This window comes from Mucilaginibacter sp. L196 (assembly GCF_009765905.1).
Lineage (GTDB): Bacteria > Bacteroidota > Bacteroidia > Sphingobacteriales > Sphingobacteriaceae > Mucilaginibacter.
In genome coordinates, this window is sequence record NZ_LMUO01000019.1 from 171,153 (window position 1) to 192,637 (window position 21,485).

18 protein-coding genes are annotated in these 21,485 nt (G+C 41.5%); 9 read left to right on the forward strand and 9 right to left on the reverse strand.

What is annotated here, in order from left to right; all coding sequences use genetic code 11:
- Positions 1–46: 46 nt before the first annotated feature.
- Positions 47–952, reverse strand: a complete 906-nt coding sequence (locus GSQ74_RS17255; protein WP_158995471.1) for an NAD(P)H-binding protein — start codon at positions 950–952, stop codon at positions 47–49.
- A 207-nt stretch (positions 953–1,159) separates the two neighbouring features.
- Here GSQ74_RS17255 and GSQ74_RS17260 point away from each other — a divergent pair, with 207 nt between their 5' ends.
- Positions 1,160–2,758, forward strand: a complete 1,599-nt coding sequence (locus tag GSQ74_RS17260) for a gliding motility-associated C-terminal domain-containing protein (protein ID WP_158995472.1) — start codon at positions 1,160–1,162, stop codon at positions 2,756–2,758.
- Positions 2,759–2,821: 63 nt separating this feature from the next.
- Here the strand turns inward: GSQ74_RS17260 and GSQ74_RS17265 are convergent, their stop codons facing one another.
- Both GSQ74_RS17265 and GSQ74_RS17270 read right to left on the reverse strand, forming a co-directional pair.
- Positions 2,822–5,221, reverse strand: a complete 2,400-nt coding sequence (locus GSQ74_RS17265) for a glycoside hydrolase family 3 N-terminal domain-containing protein (protein WP_158995473.1) — start codon at positions 5,219–5,221, stop codon at positions 2,822–2,824.
- Between the two features lie 343 nt (positions 5,222–5,564).
- Positions 5,565–6,443 carry an NAD(P)H-binding protein gene (locus GSQ74_RS17270; protein WP_158995474.1) on the reverse strand — a complete coding sequence of 293 codons (879 nt, stop codon included), beginning with the start codon at positions 6,441–6,443 and terminating at the stop codon, positions 5,565–5,567.
- Between the two features lie 82 nt (positions 6,444–6,525).
- On the opposite strand from GSQ74_RS17270, the gene GSQ74_RS17275 reads away from it, so the two are divergent.
- From GSQ74_RS17275 to GSQ74_RS17285, 3 genes are all read left to right on the forward strand, one after another.
- Entirely contained in the window at positions 6,526–6,885 is a 360-nt protein-coding gene (locus tag GSQ74_RS17275; RefSeq protein WP_158995475.1) for a helix-turn-helix domain-containing protein, read from the forward strand.
- A gap of 183 nt (positions 6,886–7,068) precedes the next feature.
- The gene (locus GSQ74_RS22910) at positions 7,069–7,623 is read left to right on the forward strand and encodes a transposase (protein ID WP_158995476.1); all 555 of its coding nucleotides are present in this window, start codon (positions 7,069–7,071) and stop codon (positions 7,621–7,623) included.
- Entirely contained in the window at positions 7,590–8,582 is a 993-nt protein-coding gene (locus GSQ74_RS17285; RefSeq protein ID WP_158995477.1) for a transposase, read from the forward strand. Before GSQ74_RS22910 ends, GSQ74_RS17285 begins: the two co-directional genes overlap by 34 nt.
- Before the next feature lie 238 nt (positions 8,583–8,820).
- On the opposite strand, the gene GSQ74_RS17290 is transcribed toward GSQ74_RS17285, so the two are convergent.
- Positions 8,821–9,384 (reverse strand): arylesterase, encoded by a 564-nt coding sequence (locus tag GSQ74_RS17290; protein ID WP_158995478.1) that lies wholly within the window; start codon positions 9,382–9,384, stop codon positions 8,821–8,823.
- Positions 9,385–9,554: 170 nt separating this feature from the next.
- Between GSQ74_RS17290 and GSQ74_RS17295 the strand changes: the two genes are divergently transcribed.
- Positions 9,555–9,932 carry a two-component system response regulator gene (locus tag GSQ74_RS17295; protein WP_158995479.1) on the forward strand — a complete coding sequence of 126 codons (378 nt, stop codon included), beginning with the start codon at positions 9,555–9,557 and terminating at the stop codon, positions 9,930–9,932.
- A 164-nt stretch (positions 9,933–10,096) separates the two neighbouring features.
- On the forward strand, positions 10,097–11,131 hold the full coding sequence (locus GSQ74_RS17300; RefSeq protein WP_158995480.1) for an aldo/keto reductase: 1,035 nt from the start codon (positions 10,097–10,099) through the stop codon (positions 11,129–11,131).
- A gap of 138 nt (positions 11,132–11,269) precedes the next feature.
- Here the strand turns inward: GSQ74_RS17300 and GSQ74_RS17305 are convergent, their stop codons facing one another.
- Positions 11,270–11,581 (reverse strand): hypothetical protein, encoded by a 312-nt coding sequence (locus tag GSQ74_RS17305; RefSeq protein ID WP_158995481.1) that lies wholly within the window; start codon positions 11,579–11,581, stop codon positions 11,270–11,272.
- 89 nt (positions 11,582–11,670) lie between these two features.
- Entirely contained in the window at positions 11,671–14,334 is a 2,664-nt protein-coding gene (locus GSQ74_RS17310) for a glycoside hydrolase family 2 TIM barrel-domain containing protein (protein ID WP_158995482.1), read from the reverse strand.
- A gap of 154 nt (positions 14,335–14,488) precedes the next feature.
- On the opposite strand from GSQ74_RS17310, the gene GSQ74_RS17315 reads away from it, so the two are divergent.
- Positions 14,489–14,854, forward strand: coding sequence for a DNA-binding protein (locus GSQ74_RS17315; RefSeq protein ID WP_158995483.1), 366 nt, complete (start codon positions 14,489–14,491; stop codon positions 14,852–14,854).
- A 2-nt stretch (positions 14,855–14,856) separates the two neighbouring features.
- On the opposite strand, the gene GSQ74_RS17320 is transcribed toward GSQ74_RS17315, so the two are convergent.
- The 3 genes from GSQ74_RS17320 to GSQ74_RS17330 form a co-directional block, all read right to left on the reverse strand.
- Complete coding sequence (locus tag GSQ74_RS17320) at positions 14,857–15,864, reverse strand: glycosyltransferase family protein (protein ID WP_158995484.1); 1,008 nt, start codon at positions 15,862–15,864, stop codon at positions 14,857–14,859.
- A 309-nt stretch (positions 15,865–16,173) separates the two neighbouring features.
- Positions 16,174–17,733, reverse strand: coding sequence for a beta-galactosidase (locus GSQ74_RS17325; RefSeq protein WP_158995485.1), 1,560 nt, complete (start codon positions 17,731–17,733; stop codon positions 16,174–16,176).
- Between the two features lie 197 nt (positions 17,734–17,930).
- Positions 17,931–18,494: a DUF1543 domain-containing protein gene (locus GSQ74_RS17330; RefSeq protein WP_158995486.1), complete on the reverse strand. Its 564-nt coding sequence runs from the start codon at positions 18,492–18,494 to the stop codon at positions 17,931–17,933.
- A gap of 64 nt (positions 18,495–18,558) precedes the next feature.
- Here GSQ74_RS17330 and GSQ74_RS17335 point away from each other — a divergent pair, with 64 nt between their 5' ends.
- Positions 18,559–19,635, forward strand: coding sequence for an acyltransferase (locus GSQ74_RS17335; RefSeq protein WP_158995487.1), 1,077 nt, complete (start codon positions 18,559–18,561; stop codon positions 19,633–19,635).
- A 218-nt stretch (positions 19,636–19,853) separates the two neighbouring features.
- Positions 19,854–21,482, forward strand: coding sequence for a glycosyltransferase family 39 protein (locus tag GSQ74_RS17340; protein ID WP_158995488.1), 1,629 nt, complete (start codon positions 19,854–19,856; stop codon positions 21,480–21,482).
- Positions 21,483–21,485 lie beyond the last annotated feature (3 nt).

Consider the following 21,485-nt stretch of genomic DNA (forward strand, 5'->3'; position numbering starts at 1 on the left):
TAATTTTTGTTTTAATAATATAAGCAAACCAAAGCTTATTCTGTTTTTATTGAGCCATTGCCGCTGCAAATTCTTTGGCGAAATCTTTCAATTTTACTTTTCCCAACGTTGATTTGTGTTGGTTATAATCTTTGTAAAATTTCCCCTTGTGTATACTGGCATTCATTTCTACAAATTGTTGGGCAAGGCTATCATTCATTCCATGTGCTTTATAGCCGTTAAGCTGTTGTTCATCACTAATTGTCAACCATTTCAAATCAGGCTTCCCAATAGCAGCACCTAAAATACCCGCCGCTTCGTTACAGGTCAGTTCTTCGCTTGCTATATAACGAACTTTTTTGCCTGGAATCTTCGATTCAATTTCTTCAACTATGGCATCAGCAATATCCAGACTAGAAACAAATATATTGATATCATCTCCACCATAACTTGCTGCAATAATACCCTGGGCTTTTATAGAAGGTACAAAAGCAAACAGGTTTTTATAAAATCCTGACGGGCGCATAAATGAAATATTTACATCTGATGGCAGCTTATTCAATGTTTTTTCCGCATGGTGATGGATAATAATAAGGCCACTATCTTTCTCCATATCCGCGCCGATACTGCTCAGGTAAACCACACGTTTCACACCTGATCGCTCGATGGCCTGTACATAATTATTGGCAACTGTATCTGCTTGTGCTATTATCTTATCTGCAGTATTACCAGGGTCGGCGAAACTGCCATGTAGAGCCAGCATACAATACACTGCATCTGCACCTGTGAAAGTATCGATAAGAAAATTAGCGTCTCCCATTGTCCCGATAGCGGCTTTTGCGCCCAAGGCTTCAATATCCTTTTGTTTTTCGGCACTACTGCTGATTACGGTAACCGAATGTCCTTTTTTTATTAATTCCTCCGTTAATGGTTTACCAACATATCCCAGGGAACCTGTAACTATTATTTTCATGGCTTTATTTTTTTATAAAGCAAAGGTCGAGTGGTGGCATGAAAAAAATGTAACCGAATCTATGATAATTGTAACCGAATCTAAGGATTGAAGTATTATTGCCAGATCAAGGCTAAAGGATTTTGGTTCATCGGCGCTTAAATATTATCTCGCCTTAATAATTTATTCTCCGCTAATTAGTTTAATTTGCGAAACCTGATTTTCGCAATGAAACTTATCCTCGTCTTTCTTCTTTCGATAGTTATTTTCCCGCGAACCATCGTTCATGCGCAATCAATTGTAATTACACCTAAACCGGGTACAATAAAACTTCCTTTAGATGCTATAGGTAATTACACGGTACTGTTAAATGATATTGCCACCATAACTACCTCAAACGGCACAATAGCACAGGTGCTTTTTGTGCCTTCGGGCTTTAACTGCCAAACTCTGGGCCCGCAAAATGTTTCTGTATTTGCCAGCGATGCCAATGCAAAACCCTTGACACCCCAAAATGCCAGCTTTTCTTATCCAAGCTCAATTGTAAAAGACCATAAGGGCAATTTGTTCGTTGGCGAAGATGGCCATTGCATCCGTAAAATTGACCCAGCCGGAAATGTAACTGTCTTCGCAGGTTCTTTGGGTTACGTATATGGTTACCGGGATGGCCCTGGAAATGTCGCTTTATTTAACTCAATCTTTAGTTTAGCTATTGATGCCCAAGATAATTTATATGTTAGCGATGAAGGTATAATGGTAAGAAAAATTGATCCTGACGGTAATGTTACTACTTATGCCGGTAGCAATACTTATCCTGCGCACCAGGACGGGCCTAAGGCCAACGCCAAGTTTGAAGCATTGGTTGATATAGCCATTGATGCCTCAAATAATCTTTATGTAACCGATGCTAACTATATAAGAAAAATTGGCGCCGACGGCAATGTTACCACAATTGCAGGCAGCACTGCAGCCGGTTATGTAGATGGACCCGGCGCAGATGCTATGTTTAATTCTCCTATGGGTATATGTGTAGATGCAATAGGGAATATCTATGTAGCGGATGCAGGTAATATTGTGATCAGGAAAATTACACCCGATGTGAACGTAAGCACCTTTGCAGGTAATGGCCATTCTAATTATCCTGTTGTAACCGGAACCGGCACCAATGCGGGCTTTAGAGAAATTGGAGCATTAACAATGGATGCCACCGGTAATTTATATAGCGGCGCTGATGTTATTTGTAAAATCACCCCCACAGGCGCAGTTACCCGTATTGTCGGGTCCGGGTTATTCAACGGCCCAACAGGTGGGAAAGCAGGTGCGGTAACTTTTGGCAGTATTTCCGGGTTATTTGTAGATAATACGGGCGTAATTTTTATTGCTGATTTTGGCAATAAGCTGATAACCAGAATGTGTGCTGATAGCGTAGTATCCGTAATAGGGGGCGACGGGACGTCCAATGACGTAAACGGCAATATTGGCGATTGGACAAGCGAAGATTGCCCCGTAACTGTTACCATTCCGGTTACCGTTACTGATCCAAGTGGTGTATGTAAAATAAATGCACTATCTATCCCCAACACTTTTACGCCTAACGGAGACAATATAAATGATACCTGGGAGATTCCTGTATTAGCAAACTACCCCAATTGTACAGTTATGGTTTATAACCGTTACGGGCAAAGGTTATACAATACTAAAGGCTACTCCAAACCATGGGATGGTACTTATGGGGGCAAGCTATTATCAAATGGCGTATACTATTATATCATAAAATTGGATGCATCAAGCCCACCAATAAGCGGTAGTCTTACTATTTTACAGTAATTTATTCCGTCCGGTCAAGTGTCCACACTTGACCGAACTCTAATTTAAGCGCCCACGCTTAAATTACTCTACCACAAATTCCTTATTCAAAACCAAATCCTCCGACGATCTTCCAATCATCACCTTGAATTTGCCAGGCTCAACAGTCCAGTTCATATTTTTATCTAAAATAGCTAAATCATCAGGATGCAAAGTAAAATGTACCGTTTTCTTTTCGCCCGGGGCAAGGTTTACACGCGTAAACCCACGCAGGTCATAATCGTAAACAGTTACATCGCTTAATTCCTGTTTCAGATATAGTTCAACCACATCATCACCCTTGCGCGTGCCTGTATTCGTCACATCAACGGTTACCTCCACATCAGCCTGGCCTTTTTCACTTTCCGGCGATACTTGCAGGTTGCTGTAATCAAAGGTCGTATAGCTCAAACCATAGCCAAACGGATATAACGATCCATCAACACTGGTATGCCCCCAGCCATTTTTACCGCTTTGCGGAGCCTGAGAACTTGGTTTAAACGGAAAATTCATCTCAATCTGCCCAACTGTTTTCGGGAAGGTGATGGATAACTTACCACCTGGGTTATTATCGCCAAACAAAGTTTCAGCTATAACCTTACCACTTTGCGGACTAGGAAACCATGCCTCTAAAATAGCCGGCACATATTTATTTTCCCAGTTGATAGTTAATGGCTGTCCGTTTATCATTACCATCACCACCGGTTTGCCTGTAGCCTGTAAAGCCTGTACCAGCTTCAATTGCCTGCCCGGTAAGTTCAATCCTGTGCGTGATAAGCTCTCACCAACCTGTTCAGCGCCTTCGCCAACGGCAACAATCACAATGTCCGATTTTTTGGCTTCTTCAACCGCTGCATTAATATCTGCTTGTTCCTTATCGGTTAGCGGTGTTTCAATAATTTCACTTTCCGGCCAGGTGGCATCTACAATATCGCAACCTTTAGCATAGCTTACGGTTGCATTGTTGCCAACATAATTTTTTATCCCATCATAAACGGTAGTCACCGGGTTATGCGATGGTCCATATCTACTGATGGCATAGCTGGTTTCCATAGCCAGCGGACCGGCTACCAAAATATGTTTGTATTTGTTTTTATCTATTGGCAACAGGTTGCTCTCGTTTTTCAACAATACCATGCTCTCACGGTTCATTTTCATGCTCATGCTATCCGCTTCAGCATTATGAACCAATTTGTCTGCCGCTTTTGGGTCTTTCACATAAGGCTCATCAAACAAACCTAATTCAAATTTCACCCGTAGCACATCCGCCACGCGGGAGTCTAATGTTTTCATAGATACCTTACCATCCTTAACCAAGTTCCTCAATGGCATAATATAAGTTTGCGGCATGGTGAAATTGGTGCGCACATTCAGCCCGGCCTCAATAGCCATCCTAACTGCATCCTCTGGACTGCTGGCTACATGGTGTTTGCTATACAAAAACTCAACAGCTTCACTATCGGATACCACATAACCTGTAAAGCCAAATTTCTGTCTTAACAATTCAGTCAAAAAGAAATAGCTGCCAGTTATCGGCTCGCCGTTCCAGTCGTTATAGCTGCTCATCACACCCATGGCATGCGCTTCCTGTATCACCCTGCGGAAAGGGTACAAGTATAATTCATACATTTCACGTGGTGCAACATGCGGGTCGGTTCTATCGGCACCATCACGGCCACCTTTCGGCACGCTATAAACCGCGAAGTGTTTTAAGGTAGATGCAGCTCCCTCTTCCTGTACACCTAAGCACATTTGTTTGCCTAATTCAGCAATCAGATAAGGGTCTTCGCCATAAGTTTCAACTGTACGTCCCCAACGCTGATCGCGGGCTGGGTCTAATATCGGCGTATAAACATTGGTATATCCTAAGGCCCGTGCTTCGCGGCCAACTACATCACCTGCTAGCCTTACCAGTTCCTTATCCCATGTTGCGCCAATGCCAATAGGGGCGGGTAGCGGTGTAGCACGGTCATGATTCAGGCCGTGGATACCTTCATTCGTAAAATCAACCGGGATACCCATGCGGGTTTGCTCAACAAACCATTTTTGTATGGTATTAATAGCCATCGCATGTTTGCTGAACGGGAAACTATATTGCGTAGGCGCCATATCAGTTTTGGAGGCCAGGTTGTTCAACTCCTCATCAATATTGGCAATGCCATCCTTCCAAACCTCGTTTTTCCATGACTCTGCTGGCATTTCTTCTTTTAAAACTCTTTTGTAACCATACAATGTTGCTAGCTGACATGTTTTTTCCTCAACCGTCATTTGGCTCAGCAGATCAGCGACACGTTTATCAATCGGTTGTGATGGATCTTCAAAAACATCCATTTTGCCGTTCTTGTTAAAATCTATCCAGCCCTTATGGTAAATGGAAGTTTTTTGTGCCGATGATACTTGTATAAGCACTCCCTGAAACGCTATAAGCAACAATAACTTTTTCATATAATAATTGGTTGTGTATGAAGACGCCCAAAGTTAAAATACGCGCAGATAATTACCACTTATTTATAGTGATGATAGCAAGTTTATTACGAAAACGTATTCGTTCTTTTTTTATAGTGATTTTAAGGAGGCTTTTAAGAATGATTCAATGTCCTTTTTATATCGATACAAAAAGAAACGTCATTGCGAGGTACGAAGCAATCTCTACATACACAGGGCATTGAATCTACCTTGCTGCTCTGTAAAGTATAGAGAGATTGCTTCGTACCTCGCAATGACGATAGTTTTATCAATTAAAAAAACAAGGCAGCATCGATTTACTACCCTGTAATGTGTTATATATTTAAAATGCTTTTGCAAAATCTTTGGCAAAGGCTTCAAAGCTGGTTTTGCCTTTTATAACATTAGCGCTTTTGTTATAATCCTCATTTATTTTTTCTGATTTGATAACAGATCCCATTTCGGCATAATTTACAGCCACATCATGCGATGCGCCGTTTTGCTCCATGGCAGCAACCACATCCGCATCCTTAAACTCAACCCACGGTAAGTTTGGCTTGCCAATTGCAGCACCTAAAATGGCAGCAACCTCAGTACTGGTATGTACAGAACTGATTACGTAGTAAAGGGATTTACCAGTAAAATCAGATTGCAAAGCATCAGCCGCGGCATCAGCTATATCATTAGGATATACCATTGATATAACGCTATCCGGTTTATAGTTTGCACCGATGATGCCCAGGTTTTTCGCCATATCCACATTGTGTAAAAAATTGGTGTAGAAGAATCCCGGGCGCAGATGCCTAACCGCAACACCTTCCAGCTCATTAAATTCTTCCTCAACAAAGTGCATACCTGATATTGGTCCTGCGCCTTCGGCCAAATGGCCGCCAATGCTGCTTAAGTTAACTACGCGTTTAATACCTGCGTTCTTAATAGCGATAGCATAATTATGGCCAATGCCTGCAATATATTTTTTCCATGCATTGGTTACCATATTTGGTGGTACCATGGTGTAAACTGCATCGGCACCGGTAAAGGCCCTGGTTAAAAAATCAACGTCTTCAACTGATCCTATAGCTGGCGTTGCGCCTAATGCTTCAATAGCTGTTGCTTTATCGGCATTGCTGCTAACAATAGTAACCTGGTGGCCTGCGGCGATTAATTTTTGTGCTAATGGTTTGCTGATATTTCCAAGCGAACCTGTTATGGTAATTTTCATAATTTTTTTGTTTTTATTTAATGAAACAAAGGTATATTTGTACTTACTTTTATACAAGTACTTACCCCAAAGTATGTAAGACATGACAGCAATTAAAGAAAGCTCGACCCGAAGCGCCAACAAAAAAATTACCGCCGATATGTGCCCGGTAACCTATATTATGAACAGGATAGGGGGATATTGGAAACCCATTATCCTGTACCAGTTAATGAGCGGCCCCAAACGTTATAGCGAATTAAAAAAAGCGATCCCCACCATTACCGAAAAGATGCTCATCCAACATCTAAAGCAAATGGAGGCCGACTTTATTATCAACCGCGAAGCTAAACCCGTTGTACCGCCCTACGTAACCTACAGCCTAAGTCCATCTGGTCAGGAGCTTCAACCCGTACTCCAAAGTATGGCTGCCTGGGCAGTAAAAAACAGCGCGGAGTTGTCGTAAGAATGACAATAAAAAAAAAGCGCGCAAACGCCCGACGAAAAACCGGGCCGGGAGCTGGCCTTGCGGGCAGAAGGTTTTTTCCGTCTTGACTTTTTGGTTCTTTTGTGTCAAGTGGCTGTTGCACGACTAACAGGTGTTAATAAGATAGTTTGTATAGGCCTTTGCTAATGATTATTTTAGGGTATGCAAGGCAAGAAAACATACCAGGAAAAGCTCTTTGTAAACTTTCAGTTATCAGACTATGTTCCCGCCGATAATTTCTACAGGCGGTTGAAAGAACAGCTTGATCTTAGATTTATCTATCCGTTGACAGCAGAATACTACGGTACAGAAGGTCAGAAAAGCATCGACCCGGTTGTATTTATGAAACTGATGCTGGCAGGTTATTTAGAGAACCTAAACAGTGACCGCCGTATCATCAGCACCTCGCGCCTGCGGATGGATATTCTTTATTTCATCGGTTATGATTTAGGCGAAGAACTGCCGTGGCACAGTACCTTAAGCAGAACCAGGCAGTTATACGGGGAACATGTATTTACCGAAGTATTTAAACAAGTGCTGAAACAATGTATCGATAAGGGTATGGTATCCAGCAGCAAGCAAGCAAGCAAGCAAGCAAGCAAGCAAGCAAGCAAGCAAGCAAGCAAGCAAGCAAGCAAGCCATTGATGGTTTTTTTATTAAAGCCAATGCATCGCTGGATAGCATGGTTGAAAAAGAGATACTGGACGATGTGGTAGCTTATCGACAAGAGCTAAAAGCAAATGAAGATGAAGACAAGGAACAACCGTTTATAAAGCTTAAAGAACAGAATGTTCGTGACGATAAAGGGCTAAAGCCTAAAAAGAATCCCGGCAACGATACCCATTACAGCCCATCAGACCCGGATGCGAAGATGTCGGTAAAGCCGGGCAAGCCAACGGCCTTAAACTACCTGGGACAAGTAAGCGTAGATACAGCCACGCATACGATCACCCATGTGCAGGTTTTTACGGCTGATAAACGCGATAGCGAATGCTTAGCAGCAGTATTAAGACATGTAAAAAGCACACTCCATGAAAACGGGATTGCTTTGCAGGAAATAGTAGCCGATACCGGCTATAGCAGCGCGGATGCTTTAAAGGCATTACAGGCCAGTGGTATAACGGGATATATTCCAAACAGAGGCCAGTTTAAATATGAAAGAACAGGTTTTAGCTATAATAAATCAGGCGATTACTATCGATGTGAACAAGGGGTAAAAGTTAATTACAGGGGAACCTACCTTACCGCTGGTTATTGGATGAAGCTATACAGCGCTGGTGCGAAAAACTGTCTAAAATGCCCTCTGAAAGACACTTGTGACGCATATAAAGGAAAGAAGGTACTTATCAAAGAAACGATAGACAAGCCATATTATGACCGTATGCATATACGCATGCAAACGCGTAAGGCTAAAATACTCATGAAACTTCGACAAAGTACGGTCGAGCCTGTGATTGGCACCCTTGTAAATTACCTGGGCATCAAAAGAGTAAACTCAAAAGGACTTGAACAAGCCAATAAGTGCTTAACTATAGCAGCCGTTGCTTACAATCTTAAGAAAATGTTGAAATATCAACCTAAACTCATCGGGGAAAGCATACAAAACTTAAAACAGCCATTAATAAACTTTCTAAGCACAATGCTATCGGCACAATACTTAAATCTTAGCATTTGAAATTGATCGTTTGTTTTTATTCAATTGAATAATGCCTTTTTTATATAATAGTCGTGCAACAGCCACTCAAGACAAAAGAAGCATCCCAGCGGCAATGAGCGGCGAGAATATATTATTAAAGATAAAATTTGTCATTCTGAGGTACGAAGAATCTTCTTCGATTTGCATTCGAACTATGCATGATGCAGAAGATTCTTCGTACCTCAGAATGACAATTGGTTTTAGAATGACAAAGGGTCTAATCCTTCACTAATAGCTCCTTTATCACCGGCCAAATTCTCTCCGCAATAATCTTATACCCCTCAGCCGAAGGATGCAAACCATCACGAATATTTAAATGCATCTGCCCGGCAACGCCATCCAAATAAAAAGGCACAAAAGCCATATTATGCATATCGGCTAGTTTCTTAAACATCGAATTAAAATTATCAGCAGGTAAACCAGGAATAATTGCCGGTATCTGCATCCCCATTAAGGCCAGTTTAATATCCGGGTATTTAGCTTTAACCTGTTTCACAATCGCATCTAGATTTTGGTAGATTTTTTCAGGTGATACATGCCGGCGCATATCATTTATGCCTAATTCCAATACAAAAATATCCATTGGGCGGTTAAGCCAGTAATCTAACCGGGCTAATCCACCGCTTGTAGTATCACCGCTCAAGCCTCCGTTTATCACATGGTAATCATAACCTTCGGCGTTTATCTTTTGTTGTATTAACGCAGGGCATGCTTCTTTGCGGGCATCTGCAAGGCCATAACCGGCGGTAAGGCTATCGCCAAAGAATAGAATATTGCGCATAACATTCAAATAACACAATTGTACTGTTTGTTTATGTCATTTTTATAAAAACTTAATGTAAAAATATCACAGCAATTACATATTTATAAAAAATACCACTTATTTTTACAATGGTTTAAAAACAATAGAATTAATCCATTCGTTTAATACCTACCAATTATTATATTTTCATGTCAAAAAACATCTTAATAGTCGACGATAGCAGCGATACACTCGACTTACTGAAAGAAGCATTGGAGCAGGAGGGCTATGATGTTACTGCGCTGCCTTATACCGAAAATATTATCACCAGCATATCGCAATACCAACCCGACTTGGTAATGCTTGATTTTTTGCTGGCAGGCATCAACGGTGGCGAGCTTTGCCATCAGCTAAAAATGCATCCCATTTCATCACATATCCCGGTAATTATGCTTTCGGGCTACCCGCGTGTGCTGGAATCATTAGGTAATTATGGTGCCGATGAATTTATCGCCAAACCATTCGACCTAGATCATTTATACGCCAGCGTAAAGCATTGGATGGAAGAAAGCGCTATGCATGCGTAAGTAAATTCCTAGGCTGTCATTATTTACCCTCTTTGTCGCGTAGCGAAAGAGAGGGTCGACCAGCGTAGCGTAGTCGGGGTGAGTAATATTTATCCTGAAAATCTCCTGACAATTCTCTGCCCCATCTGTTGTTACTTTGATAAAATACATAACAATATCTATTTATGGAATACAGACAATTAGGAGCATCAGGACTAAACGTACCTGTACTTAGTTTCGGAACTGCTACCTTCGGCGGTGGAAACGAATTTTTTAAAGCCTGGGGCGATACCCAATTAGACGAAGCAAAGAAATTGATAAACTTGTGTCTTGACGCGGGCGTTAACTTTTTTGATACAGCTAATGTTTACTCACGCGGTACTTCTGAAGAAATTTTAGGCAAAGCACTCGAAGGTATTGCTCGCGACAAGGTTTTAATATCAACCAAAGCAACCTTTAAAATGGGTGATGGCCCGAACGATTATGGTTCATCACGCCTGCACCTCATCAAATCATGCGAAGACAGCCTTAAACGCCTGCAAACTGATTATATTGATGTTTACCACATGCACGGCTTTGATGGTAATACTCCGGTTGAAGAAACGTTACATGCCTTAGAAGATCTGATAACCAGCGGAAAAGTTCGTTATATAGCTTGTTCTAACTTCTCAGGCTGGCATTTAATGAAATCATTATCAGTATCTGAAAAATATGGTTGGGCAAAATATATAGCACACCAGGCTTATTATTCTTTATTGGATAGGGAGTTTGAATGGGAACTAATGCCTTTAGGTATCAATCAAGGCGTGAGCACAATCGTATGGAGCCCGCTTTCATCAAGCAGGTTGAGCGGAAAATACCGCAGAGATCAACCGATCCCACAGGATTCCCGCATGAGTAAAGGTGGTGCACATGGCCCCGCAACTAACTTTGAGCGCCTATACACTATTGTTGATGCTTTGGACGAAGTAGCAGAGGAAGTTGGCAAATCGGTGCCGCAAGTGGCTTTAAACTGGCTGTTACAACGCCCAACCATTGCCAACCTGGTTATTGGTGCCCGTAATGAGGAACAGCTTAAACAAAACTTAGCCGCGGTAGGATGGAACCTTACCACAGATCAGGTTAAAAAGTTAGATGCCGCCAGCGATGTCGATCTGATATACCCATACTGGCACCAAAGGCAGGATACTAAATTGAACCCATTGCCTAAGTTCTATTAGTATTAAATTCTAACTGTCATTCCGAGCGGAGCGAAGAATCTGTACATTGGTTTACACTTGTACAGATTCTTCGCTTCACTCAAATGACAATCTTTTCCCCTTTGTTTATTCTGAGCAAGGACGAAATCTTCAATAAGTTTATTCTTTATGTTTTTGGGTGAAATGAACACTTAGCATAAGTGATAAAGCCATCGCCCCTATAAAAAATATGATCTTGCCGAGGTGGTCATTCTCTGTACGGATTTTACTATGTACTAACAACAGGTAGCCAATAATGATATTCAAACCACCCCATAATACATTAATATAAGCCGGTGACAAACCTTTACCCGGTGGCTTTGCAAACGGGGTGGGGAATTTATCACCCTGGATGCCTTTAATAAAATGAGGAATACTGTTAGCTAAAAATGCGCCTGAAAAAAATGCTGCTAAGTAGTTGTACCATTCCATATGTTTAATTTTAATTGTTAAGTTTTATTTTAGGGGTGAACGTGTTTGAAAAACAAAATATTAATAATTAAATGTAGGTATTTTAAATGCTAATTCAATGCAATGGCCTGGTTATGCTCCTTTAAATTCCAACCACTTATGCTTAATAACGGCAAGTTTGGATATTGCCTGGTATCATAATCAATCACAATAGTTCTATTCGTACCCGGTAAAACCGATACATAATTATCACTATAAAAAACGGGCAGCAAACGTTTGTTGCTTTGGGCATCAATCAACGATAAACGATTAAAAAATGCAACCGGTGCACCAGCTGGGTTTGTTAAAGTAACAGCCACTTTCCCCGGTGAAAGTAGTTTTGCGGATGTTTGTAATTGCGATGCAGTCAATTTCTGCAAGCCGCTGTATTCGCCCTTATCATCTGCAAGCCAGTAAATGTTTTGACTGATGATATTTTTATCCATATCTAAAAGCTCCAGGTCAATAAAACCACCGCCTGCCTGCGCCAGCTTATCAGTATATTCTTTTATGCTGAAATATCTTTTAGTGGTAGTTGCTGTCACATCCGAAATAACCTGACTAATGATCTCTTCCTTACCACTAATACTGTAGGATTTTACCGCGATCATCATATTAGCATGTGGCTTAAATGTATTGTTGGCAACCATCACCATACCATCGCCGGGGTTGTACATAATGTGTAGTGGTTCACTGCCGTTGTGCAGGCCGTAGAGGCAGGCATTTGGGTCAAGATAATAATCATACATCTGTCCGCGCAATGCAGTCCATGGATTTTGTGTTTTCCAGATGATTACGCCAGTATACCAATCCCACATATGCGAGCTGAAGCCTTCCATCAAAGCGCGGTATTGGTCGTAATTAACCAACTGCGCTTTATTGGCAAAGTCTTCCACGTTCTTAGGCTTGCCATATTTATTGATGGAAGCATCGTAACCAATATATTTATGATATTCCCAAACAGAATCCGTTTTGGTTTTGCCCGTAGCTTCATCATATTCCGGTACAACCATATTAGCCGCAGGCATAAACCTTTTTAAGGATTCATAATCACTCACTCCAACTGAGCCAACTTCCGAATTAAACGGGAAAGTCCGCTGATCCCAAAATACCGACAGGGGCTGAATACCATAAGGCCCGTCGCCATTGCCACCCAATACATTGCGCGACATGTTTTCTGAGTTGGAGTACTCCACAAACCAACGGGTATTATCCAATTTAGGCATAACAGTATCCCGCAAAGCGGTTAAAATATCTGCTGGAGGCGTTATCTCGTTACCACCACACCAAATAGCCAGCGATGGATAGTTGCGCACCATTTTTACTTGGTCCTCAATAGATTTAATATAAAGTTGATGGTCATCTGGGTACTTACGGCGTGTCCATTGGTCATCCAATTTCATTGGGTCTTCCCAACGGCCATTACAATCGCCAGATCCCCACATATCCTGAAAAACCAGCATGCCGTATTTATCACAAGCGGCATAAAACTCAGGCCGCTCAATTAAAGCGCCACCCCAAACCCTGATCAGGTTTAAGTTCATATCATGATGAAAACGAACCTCGGTATCATAACGTTTATCACTAAAGCGCAGCATCTCGTCGGATATGATCCAGTCGCCGCCTTTAATAAATATCTTTTGTCCGTTTACGTTTATCTGGCGGCTTTCGGTGCGCTCATTCCGTTCAGTAGTTATCTGCCTAACCCCAACCTCAATATTTTGCTGGTCAGATATTTTATTGCCTGCGGTAACAAATTGCAATTTTAAATTATAAAGGTTTTGCGGTCCGTAACCATTAGGCCACCAAAGTCTCGGGTTCTTTAAAACGTAATACGGCAATTGAACCTGCTCTTTTGAGTTAGGCTTCAAGGTAACTTTGCTTGATACTATGTTCCCGTCCAGAATATACTGCAATACTCCGCTAACCGGCAAATTTGTAGCGTTTTCTACAACCGCTGATACAATTATGTTTGCTGGTTGCTGCGGCCCATCAGGTTGACGGATACCCGGCACCAATGTAATTACATGCGGATCGGTTATTTTAACAGCTCCTGTTTTTTCAATGGTTACTTTATCCCAAATACCCGTATTACGGTCGGGGATGGGCTGTATCCAGTCCCAACCTGCGGTATATTGTATGCTCACATTACGGGCAATGGTACCATCGCCGCCCTGGCCACCGTTCGGGTTGCCTACCACATCAGCCGGGTAAACAATTACAGCCAAACGGTTATTGCCGCTTTTACTTAGCCATTGGGTAATGTTATAAGTTTGGCGTAAAAACATGCCGCTATGTAGTTTGTCATTTAACTGGTGTCCGTTCAAAAAAACATTACAGCTATAATTTACGCCGCGCAGGTTAAGGTAAACCTGGTTATTGTTTTGGGGCGATGCTTCCTTAAAATCTTTTACAAACCAGTATGTATAATAATCGCGCCCAACCTTGTAAATGTCGGGGATATGCGCATTGTTCATCCCGATAAAAGGATCGGGAACTTGCTTGTTGTTGAGCTGCGTAGTTAATACCGTTCCGGGTACTGTTGCCTCCTGCCATGAACCAAGCGGGAAGTCACTTTTTGATAATTGCGCGCCATTTACAAATACAGCAGTTGCCTTCTGGCATTTCCAACCGGTATTTAATTCGTATTGATTTTGGGCTGATGTTTGAAGCTGTGTAAGCAGCACAAAAGAAATAATTAATGAGGCAAGAACCACGCACTTTTTAAGGGACATAAGCAGGATAGATGTTTCGAGTTAAAATATGACGAAAAGTAACAAAAATCAGGGGTTTTATAAAATGAAAGTGTAAAAGCGTTTTGATTTTGTTACATATCAATGCTGATAATTAGCCTAATAAATTGCTATTTTGCATCTAAATAAATCACCCATGAAACGTATACTTATTCTGGCTTCTTTAGCACTATTCTTAGCTTTTAATGCATCGGCACAAAAAATGATTGATGTAAAAGACGCGGCCAAACACGTTGGTGAAACCTTAACCGTTTGTGGTAAAGTTTTCAGCACCAAATTGATCACGCCATCAAACATGACCTTTTTAGATCTTGGCGGTTTTCATCCCGATCAATTGCTTACCGTAGTAATAAAAGGTGAGGACAGAAGTAAATTTACAGGCCAACCCGAAGTTGATTTTAAAGGTAAATCCGTTTGTGTAACCGGAACTATTATCGATTATAAAGGCAAACCCGAAATCGTTCTATCTGACCCGAAGGATATTAAGTTAGATACTAAGTAATATTATACAATAGCATACTCGGCTTTGGCATGGTTCTCAAACACCAGGTCGAGTATGTTTTGTGTTGTATCAGGATAATTTACAGGGATAGGTTTGCCGTTGTTTATCCATTCTAAAATAATATCGTTATGCTTTGGCTTCAGGCTTTTTACAACAGGTACACCCATTTGCTTTAATGCGGCAGCATTCAATTGCTGCTCATACTGCGTTTTCATGGGGATAACCAGCAATTTCTTTTTCATGTAAAGCGCTTCGGCAGGGGTTTCAAAACCGCCACCACAAAGTACCGCGGCACTTTCGGCCATGCTCTTGATAAACTTCTCGTTATCTATAGGTTGTATAGATACATTTTTATGTTTGAAGGTTTTTTTATTGTGCTTGCTGAAAACATCCCATTGCACATCCTTAAACTCCGTTAGGCGCTTTACCAGTCTTTTATCATCATAAGCAGGCAGATAAACGGTGTAATGCCCCTTGTTCGCTATTTTTTGATCTCTTACCTGCTGGCGTATTACCGGGGTGAAGATATTGGCATCAAACTTTGAAAAATGGAAACCATACTGCGCCGATACAGGTGCATAATTTTTGAGGATAAGCCTGCCCATCATATCCGTATCATCAGGTTTTGGCGCATTGCCGGATAGTACCGCCGCCTGGTGACTAAGCCCAATGCAAGGTTTATTCTTCATATAACAAGCCCAGGCAGATACCGGTTCAAAATCATTGATCACTAAATCATAATCTTCAACCGGTAAAGTATTGATCTCGTGAATAAACTTACGGAAACGTGATTTTAAAAATGATGCCCATATATCAACCCCACCTTTTTTGCCGAACACAAAGCCAAAGCCATGCAGCACATATTTAACCTGGAAAGGCAGGGCCAGATCGCCTTGCGTGCCACTCACCAATACATCAACATCGCCCATTTTTTTAAGTAATGGAACGATATCCATTGAGCGACTTAAATGGCCGTTACCTGTACCTTGTATAGCGTATAGTATTTTCATGGTTTATGGAATAATATATAGGAATATTATTGGATAGAGATAAAAATAAAGAGAGTCTCCGCTCTCCTTATCTTATTAACTTTTAACTGATCTTATTTGGGAATAAAGAACGAGCTTGTGAGTGTTTCGCCTAAATAATATGCTGCAAAGGTGCAACTACCATATTACCGGTATGTTAAGTTTTTATTATGAAAGGATGGTGGTAACATTGACTCCATGTCATTGCGAGGTACGAAGCAATCGCACGTAGAAAAGTCGCCTTGCATGGTTCGCGATTGCTTCGTTCCTCGCAATGACAAAAAAGAAGAATCAATCCACCTTCTCCACAAATACCGGCGTTTCCCCCACCTTGATTTTCACATTATGATTTGCGGAACTTATTGTACTTTGCCCCATATTAACCCCATCAGGGTTTAAATGATAAATAATGCCCTTGTTAGCATTACCCAAATTCAAAGTACAAACCCCGGTTTTGCCTTGTTCATCAGGTACAGTCAGCACATAAATAGTCTTATTCCCATTGCGGTAAACATCAACCAGCGGGAAGTTATTAATAGTGCCTTTATAAGTATATCCACCTAACAGGTGCTTAATCTGACAAACATAATTGGCAACAGGCCTGCGTTGCAAAGGCTCTTTGACCGCGAAACCACTAGTTTCATATTGTGTGCTATTGGTACTATTATCATCAAAGAGTTCATAATAAAATACCTTATTAACACCATGGCGCGCATACAATAACGACGTGCGGATAATCCAATCCGCCTGTGTTACCAAAGCTGATTTATTGGCAATAGGAATAGCCTTTTGCGGGCTACCCTGGTTAATATCATACCCCGATTCAGTTACCCAAACAGGTAGATGATATTGCTTGCCCAAATTTACAAAGGCATCCGCCAATTCCGCTGTTTGTGATAGCTCAGGTGCTATACCTTCAGTACCCCGGTCAGTTGAACCGGGTTTGGCATTGCTGGAGTAATAATGATAATTGATCACATCAAAACAAAGATTTACAGAACCATCAGTACGGTAACCACGATGTATGCGACACCAGCTAATCATCGCCCGAACATAATTCGGGTCGGGCTTGGCTAAGCCTGCCATCACCACTTTAATATTGGGGTCGGCATTCTTTACCCCCACATTTTTACCCAGCCTGCCTTCGTTACCATCATAAAAAGCCGATAGATTAGCTGCGTATTCTTCCGGTGTTTGGTGTGCCTTGCTGCCTTTCCACCATTTGTCGCGCTCGTTATCACATTCAATATATTTAATATAGCCGAGGCCAATCTTAGGTACATTAACCGGGTCTGCCGTCCAGCGTGGTTTGCTGTCTACCGTTACTAAAGCAGGGTTTACATTTTTATTGCTGCCATACCTCGCCGCGAACTGAAAAGCCATCTTAGCCTGCTCAGTATACGATGCCGGATCATCGCGCCTAGCGCCAAAGGCCATAGGAATATTCTCGCCATCGCGCAGGTTTAACGGATATGTTTCCAGCAACCAATCGGGACAACCCTTCAAGCAAACCAACACATCAATACCTTCTTGCTTACAACGCTGATAGATCACGTCCAAATTCCAACCGCCATTATTGGTAGGGTTAAAGGTGAAACTACCACGTTTCGGTTCAACCTTTTGCCAATCCAAATAATGCCTGAAACCACCGAAAGATTTAATGATCTCCATTTTAGGTTCATAAATCTTACTCACATCATTCGGGTTCTTAGGGTCCTGTAAAAAATCCCACTCAAAAGCATTAATACCAAGCATATTATTAAAGCTATTGCCTTGCGGCCTAACGATTTGCTGAGCATTTAATGTTAAAGTGAATAGAAGGAAGGTTATTAGGATAGATGGTTTTTGCATGGGATGAATTTATTCCTGAGGCTAAAGTACAAAAACATGCCGCCAAACTGAAGTTCACCCTCTTTCCCGCGCAGTGAAAGAGAGGGTAGGTAAAGCGGCTTAGCGATGACCGGGTGAGTCGATATGCGTCATTTACTCACCCGACTACGCTTCGCTGGTCTACCCTCTCTTCGCCTGCAGCGGAAAGAGGGCGGGGATTACTTCAACATACTCAATTTCAAATACCCCAAATGAAACTCATCCTCCACTAAACCCTCCGCAGGCACAATCTCAATTTGATATTTTTCTTTTTGCTCCGCAGATAAAATATCCTCTATCTTATAAAGGTCATCCACATCAACACCATATTTGTCATCAATATGTGAGGTCGCGCCTTCAAAATGATTATGCTTATAAAACAAAGTCTGCTTAGCTTCCTTAAATGCAAGTGATTTATCCTCCTTCACGGTTAATAAAACATAGTGCTGTTCCTCAAACTTATTCTCCTGGTATCCGCCCAGATTTACAAAGAATAGTTTGTGTTTGGACGATGGTGCAACGCCTGTTTGTTTTTCAACTATGCTTATTTGATAACCTTCAACCGAGGTTACCTCGCGCCAGGCATCAACATGTATTTTATCTTTAGCCTCTGGCCAGAAAGCCTGGATGTTGGGCTTAACATCATTGATCGTTTCAGCTATTACGAAGAAGACGTCGTGTTGTTCGGTATGGCGACCTTGGGGCTTAGCACCCAGCATCAGCATGAAAAGTTTAACTTGCATGCTACTAAATTAAGCCGACTAACCCGAATATTATTACTTTTAAAAAAACTTTTTGCAGGTATCCATGTCAACCACCGATCCAATCCCATCAACAACAAAACCCCAACAACTCGATTGGATTAACAATCTGCGTGTACTGGCTATGTTTTTGGTGGTGATACTGCATACCACATCGCCCATGCTGATGGCCTATGGCAAGGTGCCTAACAACTATTGGCTGATAGCGGATTTTTACAATGCTCAAGCGCGTTTCGGTGTGCCTGTTTTTGTGATGATAACAGGTGCATTACTATTAAGCCGGGATTATGAGCTGGGCGATTTCTTGAAAAGGCGACTCTGGCGAATCATCCCGCCATTCCTGTTCTGGAGTTTGATTTATGTGGCTTATGCCTGGTATGATGAGGATATAACCTTTACTGCCGATACCTGGATGAACATTAAAATAGTTTTGCACCAATTAAAGTTTGGCGCATCCTACCACCTATGGTATGTGTATATGCTTATCGGGCTTTATTTTATCATCCCGATACTCAGTAAATTTGTTCGCAATGCTACCGAAACGCAGATTGTCTACTTCCTGCTGTTATGGTTAGGCGTAATGTTCATCAACCAACCCTACCTGGCGCGCTATAACCCCCAAATTGATCTTCATAACATGACTGGTTATATGGGCTATTTGGTGCTGGGCTACTACCTGGCATCTAAGCAATTCCCTGGATGGCTTAATGCAAAATGGTTTGGTATGTTGTTTTTGGTGAGCTTGGTGGTGATAGTCGCCGGAACTTATTTTGCCTGCATGGCCTATAAAGGTTTAAGCACCCTGTTTTACGAACCGATAAGTCCATCAATTGTAGTTTTATCCGCCAGTATATTTATGGTTTTTAGATTGAGCTCGTTTAAATTATCACCCAAAATAAGACAGATAGTCAATTTTGCAGGGGGCTATACCTATGGCATCTACCTAAGCCACGCCCTCATCCTAACCATCCTTGGCGATCCGGATTATCATTTAAATATTGATTACACCTTTTATACACCTTTCATCAGCATCCCATTAACAGCATTGATTTGCTATAGCCTATCCTTATTGTTGGTTTGGCTATTAAGTAAACTGCCTTTCGGTAAGTGGATTGCGATGTAAGTTCGTTCTAATATAATTGTCATTCTGAGCGTAGCGAAAAATCTGTACAGCGTAATCCAACTTACAGATTCTTCGCTACGCTCAGAATGACAAAAGAAAGTGGATCGAATTTGAACCTCATTTCGATAAATTTTCCCGCTTTGCACAAAAGCTGAATAATATGTAATAATTTTAAAAAATTTTTCACCCCAAAAATTACGGGCATTATTTTTTGATCAATGAAGAAAATAACTCAAGGCAACGCCGCATCCTATACCGTTTTTTTAATTATAACTACGTTTGTTATACGCTTGTTTATTGCCGCCTATACCGGGCTTGGCATTGGCGAAGCATACTACTTTCGTGGCGCTTTACATCTGGACCTGAGTTACTTTGATCAACCGCCCCTGTTTTTCTGGCTGAGCGGTTTAAGCCTTAAAGTCTTAGGGTTAACCAATTTAGGTATCAGGTTCCCTGCGGTGCTTTTATTTGCGGGTACAAGCTGGTTGCTGTTTTTAATAACCAAAAAACTTTTCAATGCAGCCGCGGGTTTTTGGGCCGTTTTGGTGATGAATTTAAGCGCGGTATTCACCATTCCTATTGCGGTTTGGTTTCAGCCTGATGCGCCACTGATGTTCTTTTGGTTGTTAAGTACTTACTTTTTTGTTGAGGTTTTATCTATCAGTAATCAAGGTCGTACAAAATTACAATCTGGTAAAGCATACTCATTGTGGATCATCATCGGGATATGTATGGGCTTAGCTATACTAAGTAAATATCATACAATATTTCTATTCTTAGGTGTGCTGATATTTGTGAGCGTTAATAAAAATCAACGTCATTGGTTAAGGCATCCGGGGCCATATATCGCCATGATTATAGCACTCATATTTGCCTGGCCTATACTCTGGTGGAATGCTCATAACAACTGGGTATCTTTTGTATTCCAGGGCTCACGTGCAGGTTCAAGCGGTGGTTTGCACCCAATATGGTTATTGCGCAGCATCGGCGGGCAGTGTTTATGGTTGCTGCCGTGGTTTTGGTTCCCGCTGATTCGCGAACTGATCCGGTCTTTTAAGTTGCGTAACCAATCACAATCCTATAGCTTCTTATTCTGGACGGCTATATTACCATTGGTGTTTTTTACAGTGGTAACCCTATGGTCCGATCTGCAATACCATTTTCATTGGCAGGCACCGGGTTACATGATGCTGTTTATACCACTTGGGTATGCTATTGACAAACACCTATCTGATCCTAGCCGTATGCGCGGAACCAGGCGCTGGTTGATTTTCTCTACATGCTTTACCGTTATTACTATTGGTGTGCTTTGTCTGCACGAGGTTACCGGTTTCTGGCAATGGTATGGCCCTAAATATTTTGTAGGCTTAGTAGACAAAACCCCCGAAGCCAAAGCCAAAGAAGTTGACCCAACCATACAGGGTATTGATTATGATGATATTCTTTACCGCTTTCAAAAAGAAGGTTGGTTAAATAATCCAAAAATATTTGCAGGCACTACTCGTTGGTGGCTTAATGGTAAGGTTGATTGGGCCTTAAAAGGTAAAAAGGATATTGTTTGTTTTAATGATGACCCACGCAACATTGCATTCCTGATAGATCCAAACACCCTATTAGGCGAAGATGCTATTGTAATTGATCAGGCTAGCCCGGGTAATGTAACAAATGATGTTAAACCATTTTTTGATTCGGTAAAGCAATTAGATGATATTGCTATAATGCGTAGTGGCAGGGATGAGTTACACTTGCATGTATACTATTGCACCCATTTTCATGTTCCGGCTAAACCGATGGAGAATTTACCGCTTTACCATCAATTAACAGGCAGGCCTCCTTTCGGGAAGTAATTA

Bases quoted from the DNA above. Each gene is read 5' to 3' on its own strand.
- GSQ74_RS17335 (WP_158995487.1), top strand. From the start codon at position 18,559: ATGTCAACCACCGATCCAATCCCATCAACAACAAAACCCCAACAACTC.
- GSQ74_RS17265 (WP_158995473.1), bottom strand. From the start codon at position 5,221: ATGAAAAAGTTATTGTTGCTTATAGCGTTTCAGGGAGTGCTTATACAA.
- GSQ74_RS17325 (WP_158995485.1), bottom strand. From the start codon at position 17,733: ATGCAAAAACCATCTATCCTAATAACCTTCCTTCTATTCACTTTAACA.
- GSQ74_RS17315 (WP_158995483.1), top strand. From the start codon at position 14,489: ATGAAACGTATACTTATTCTGGCTTCTTTAGCACTATTCTTAGCTTTT.
- GSQ74_RS17260 (WP_158995472.1), top strand. From the start codon at position 1,160: ATGAAACTTATCCTCGTCTTTCTTCTTTCGATAGTTATTTTCCCGCGA.
- GSQ74_RS17320 (WP_158995484.1), bottom strand. From the start codon at position 15,864: ATGAAAATACTATACGCTATACAAGGTACAGGTAACGGCCATTTAAGT.
- GSQ74_RS17330 (WP_158995486.1), bottom strand. From the start codon at position 18,494: ATGCAAGTTAAACTTTTCATGCTGATGCTGGGTGCTAAGCCCCAAGGT.
- GSQ74_RS17270 (WP_158995474.1), bottom strand. From the start codon at position 6,443: ATGAAAATTACCATAACAGGTTCGCTTGGAAATATCAGCAAACCATTA.
- GSQ74_RS17340 (WP_158995488.1), top strand. From the start codon at position 19,854: ATGAAGAAAATAACTCAAGGCAACGCCGCATCCTATACCGTTTTTTTA.
- GSQ74_RS17285 (WP_158995477.1), top strand. From the start codon at position 7,590: ATGGTTGAAAAAGAGATACTGGACGATGTGGTAGCTTATCGACAAGAG.
- GSQ74_RS22910 (WP_158995476.1), top strand. From the start codon at position 7,069: ATGCAAGGCAAGAAAACATACCAGGAAAAGCTCTTTGTAAACTTTCAG.
- GSQ74_RS17255 (WP_158995471.1), bottom strand. From the start codon at position 952: ATGAAAATAATAGTTACAGGTTCCCTGGGATATGTTGGTAAACCATTA.
- GSQ74_RS17305 (WP_158995481.1), bottom strand. From the start codon at position 11,581: ATGGAATGGTACAACTACTTAGCAGCATTTTTTTCAGGCGCATTTTTA.
- GSQ74_RS17300 (WP_158995480.1), top strand. From the start codon at position 10,097: ATGGAATACAGACAATTAGGAGCATCAGGACTAAACGTACCTGTACTT.
- GSQ74_RS17275 (WP_158995475.1), top strand. From the start codon at position 6,526: ATGACAGCAATTAAAGAAAGCTCGACCCGAAGCGCCAACAAAAAAATT.
- GSQ74_RS17295 (WP_158995479.1), top strand. From the start codon at position 9,555: ATGTCAAAAAACATCTTAATAGTCGACGATAGCAGCGATACACTCGAC.
- GSQ74_RS17310 (WP_158995482.1), bottom strand. From the start codon at position 14,334: ATGTCCCTTAAAAAGTGCGTGGTTCTTGCCTCATTAATTATTTCTTTT.
- GSQ74_RS17290 (WP_158995478.1), bottom strand. From the start codon at position 9,384: ATGCGCAATATTCTATTCTTTGGCGATAGCCTTACCGCCGGTTATGGC.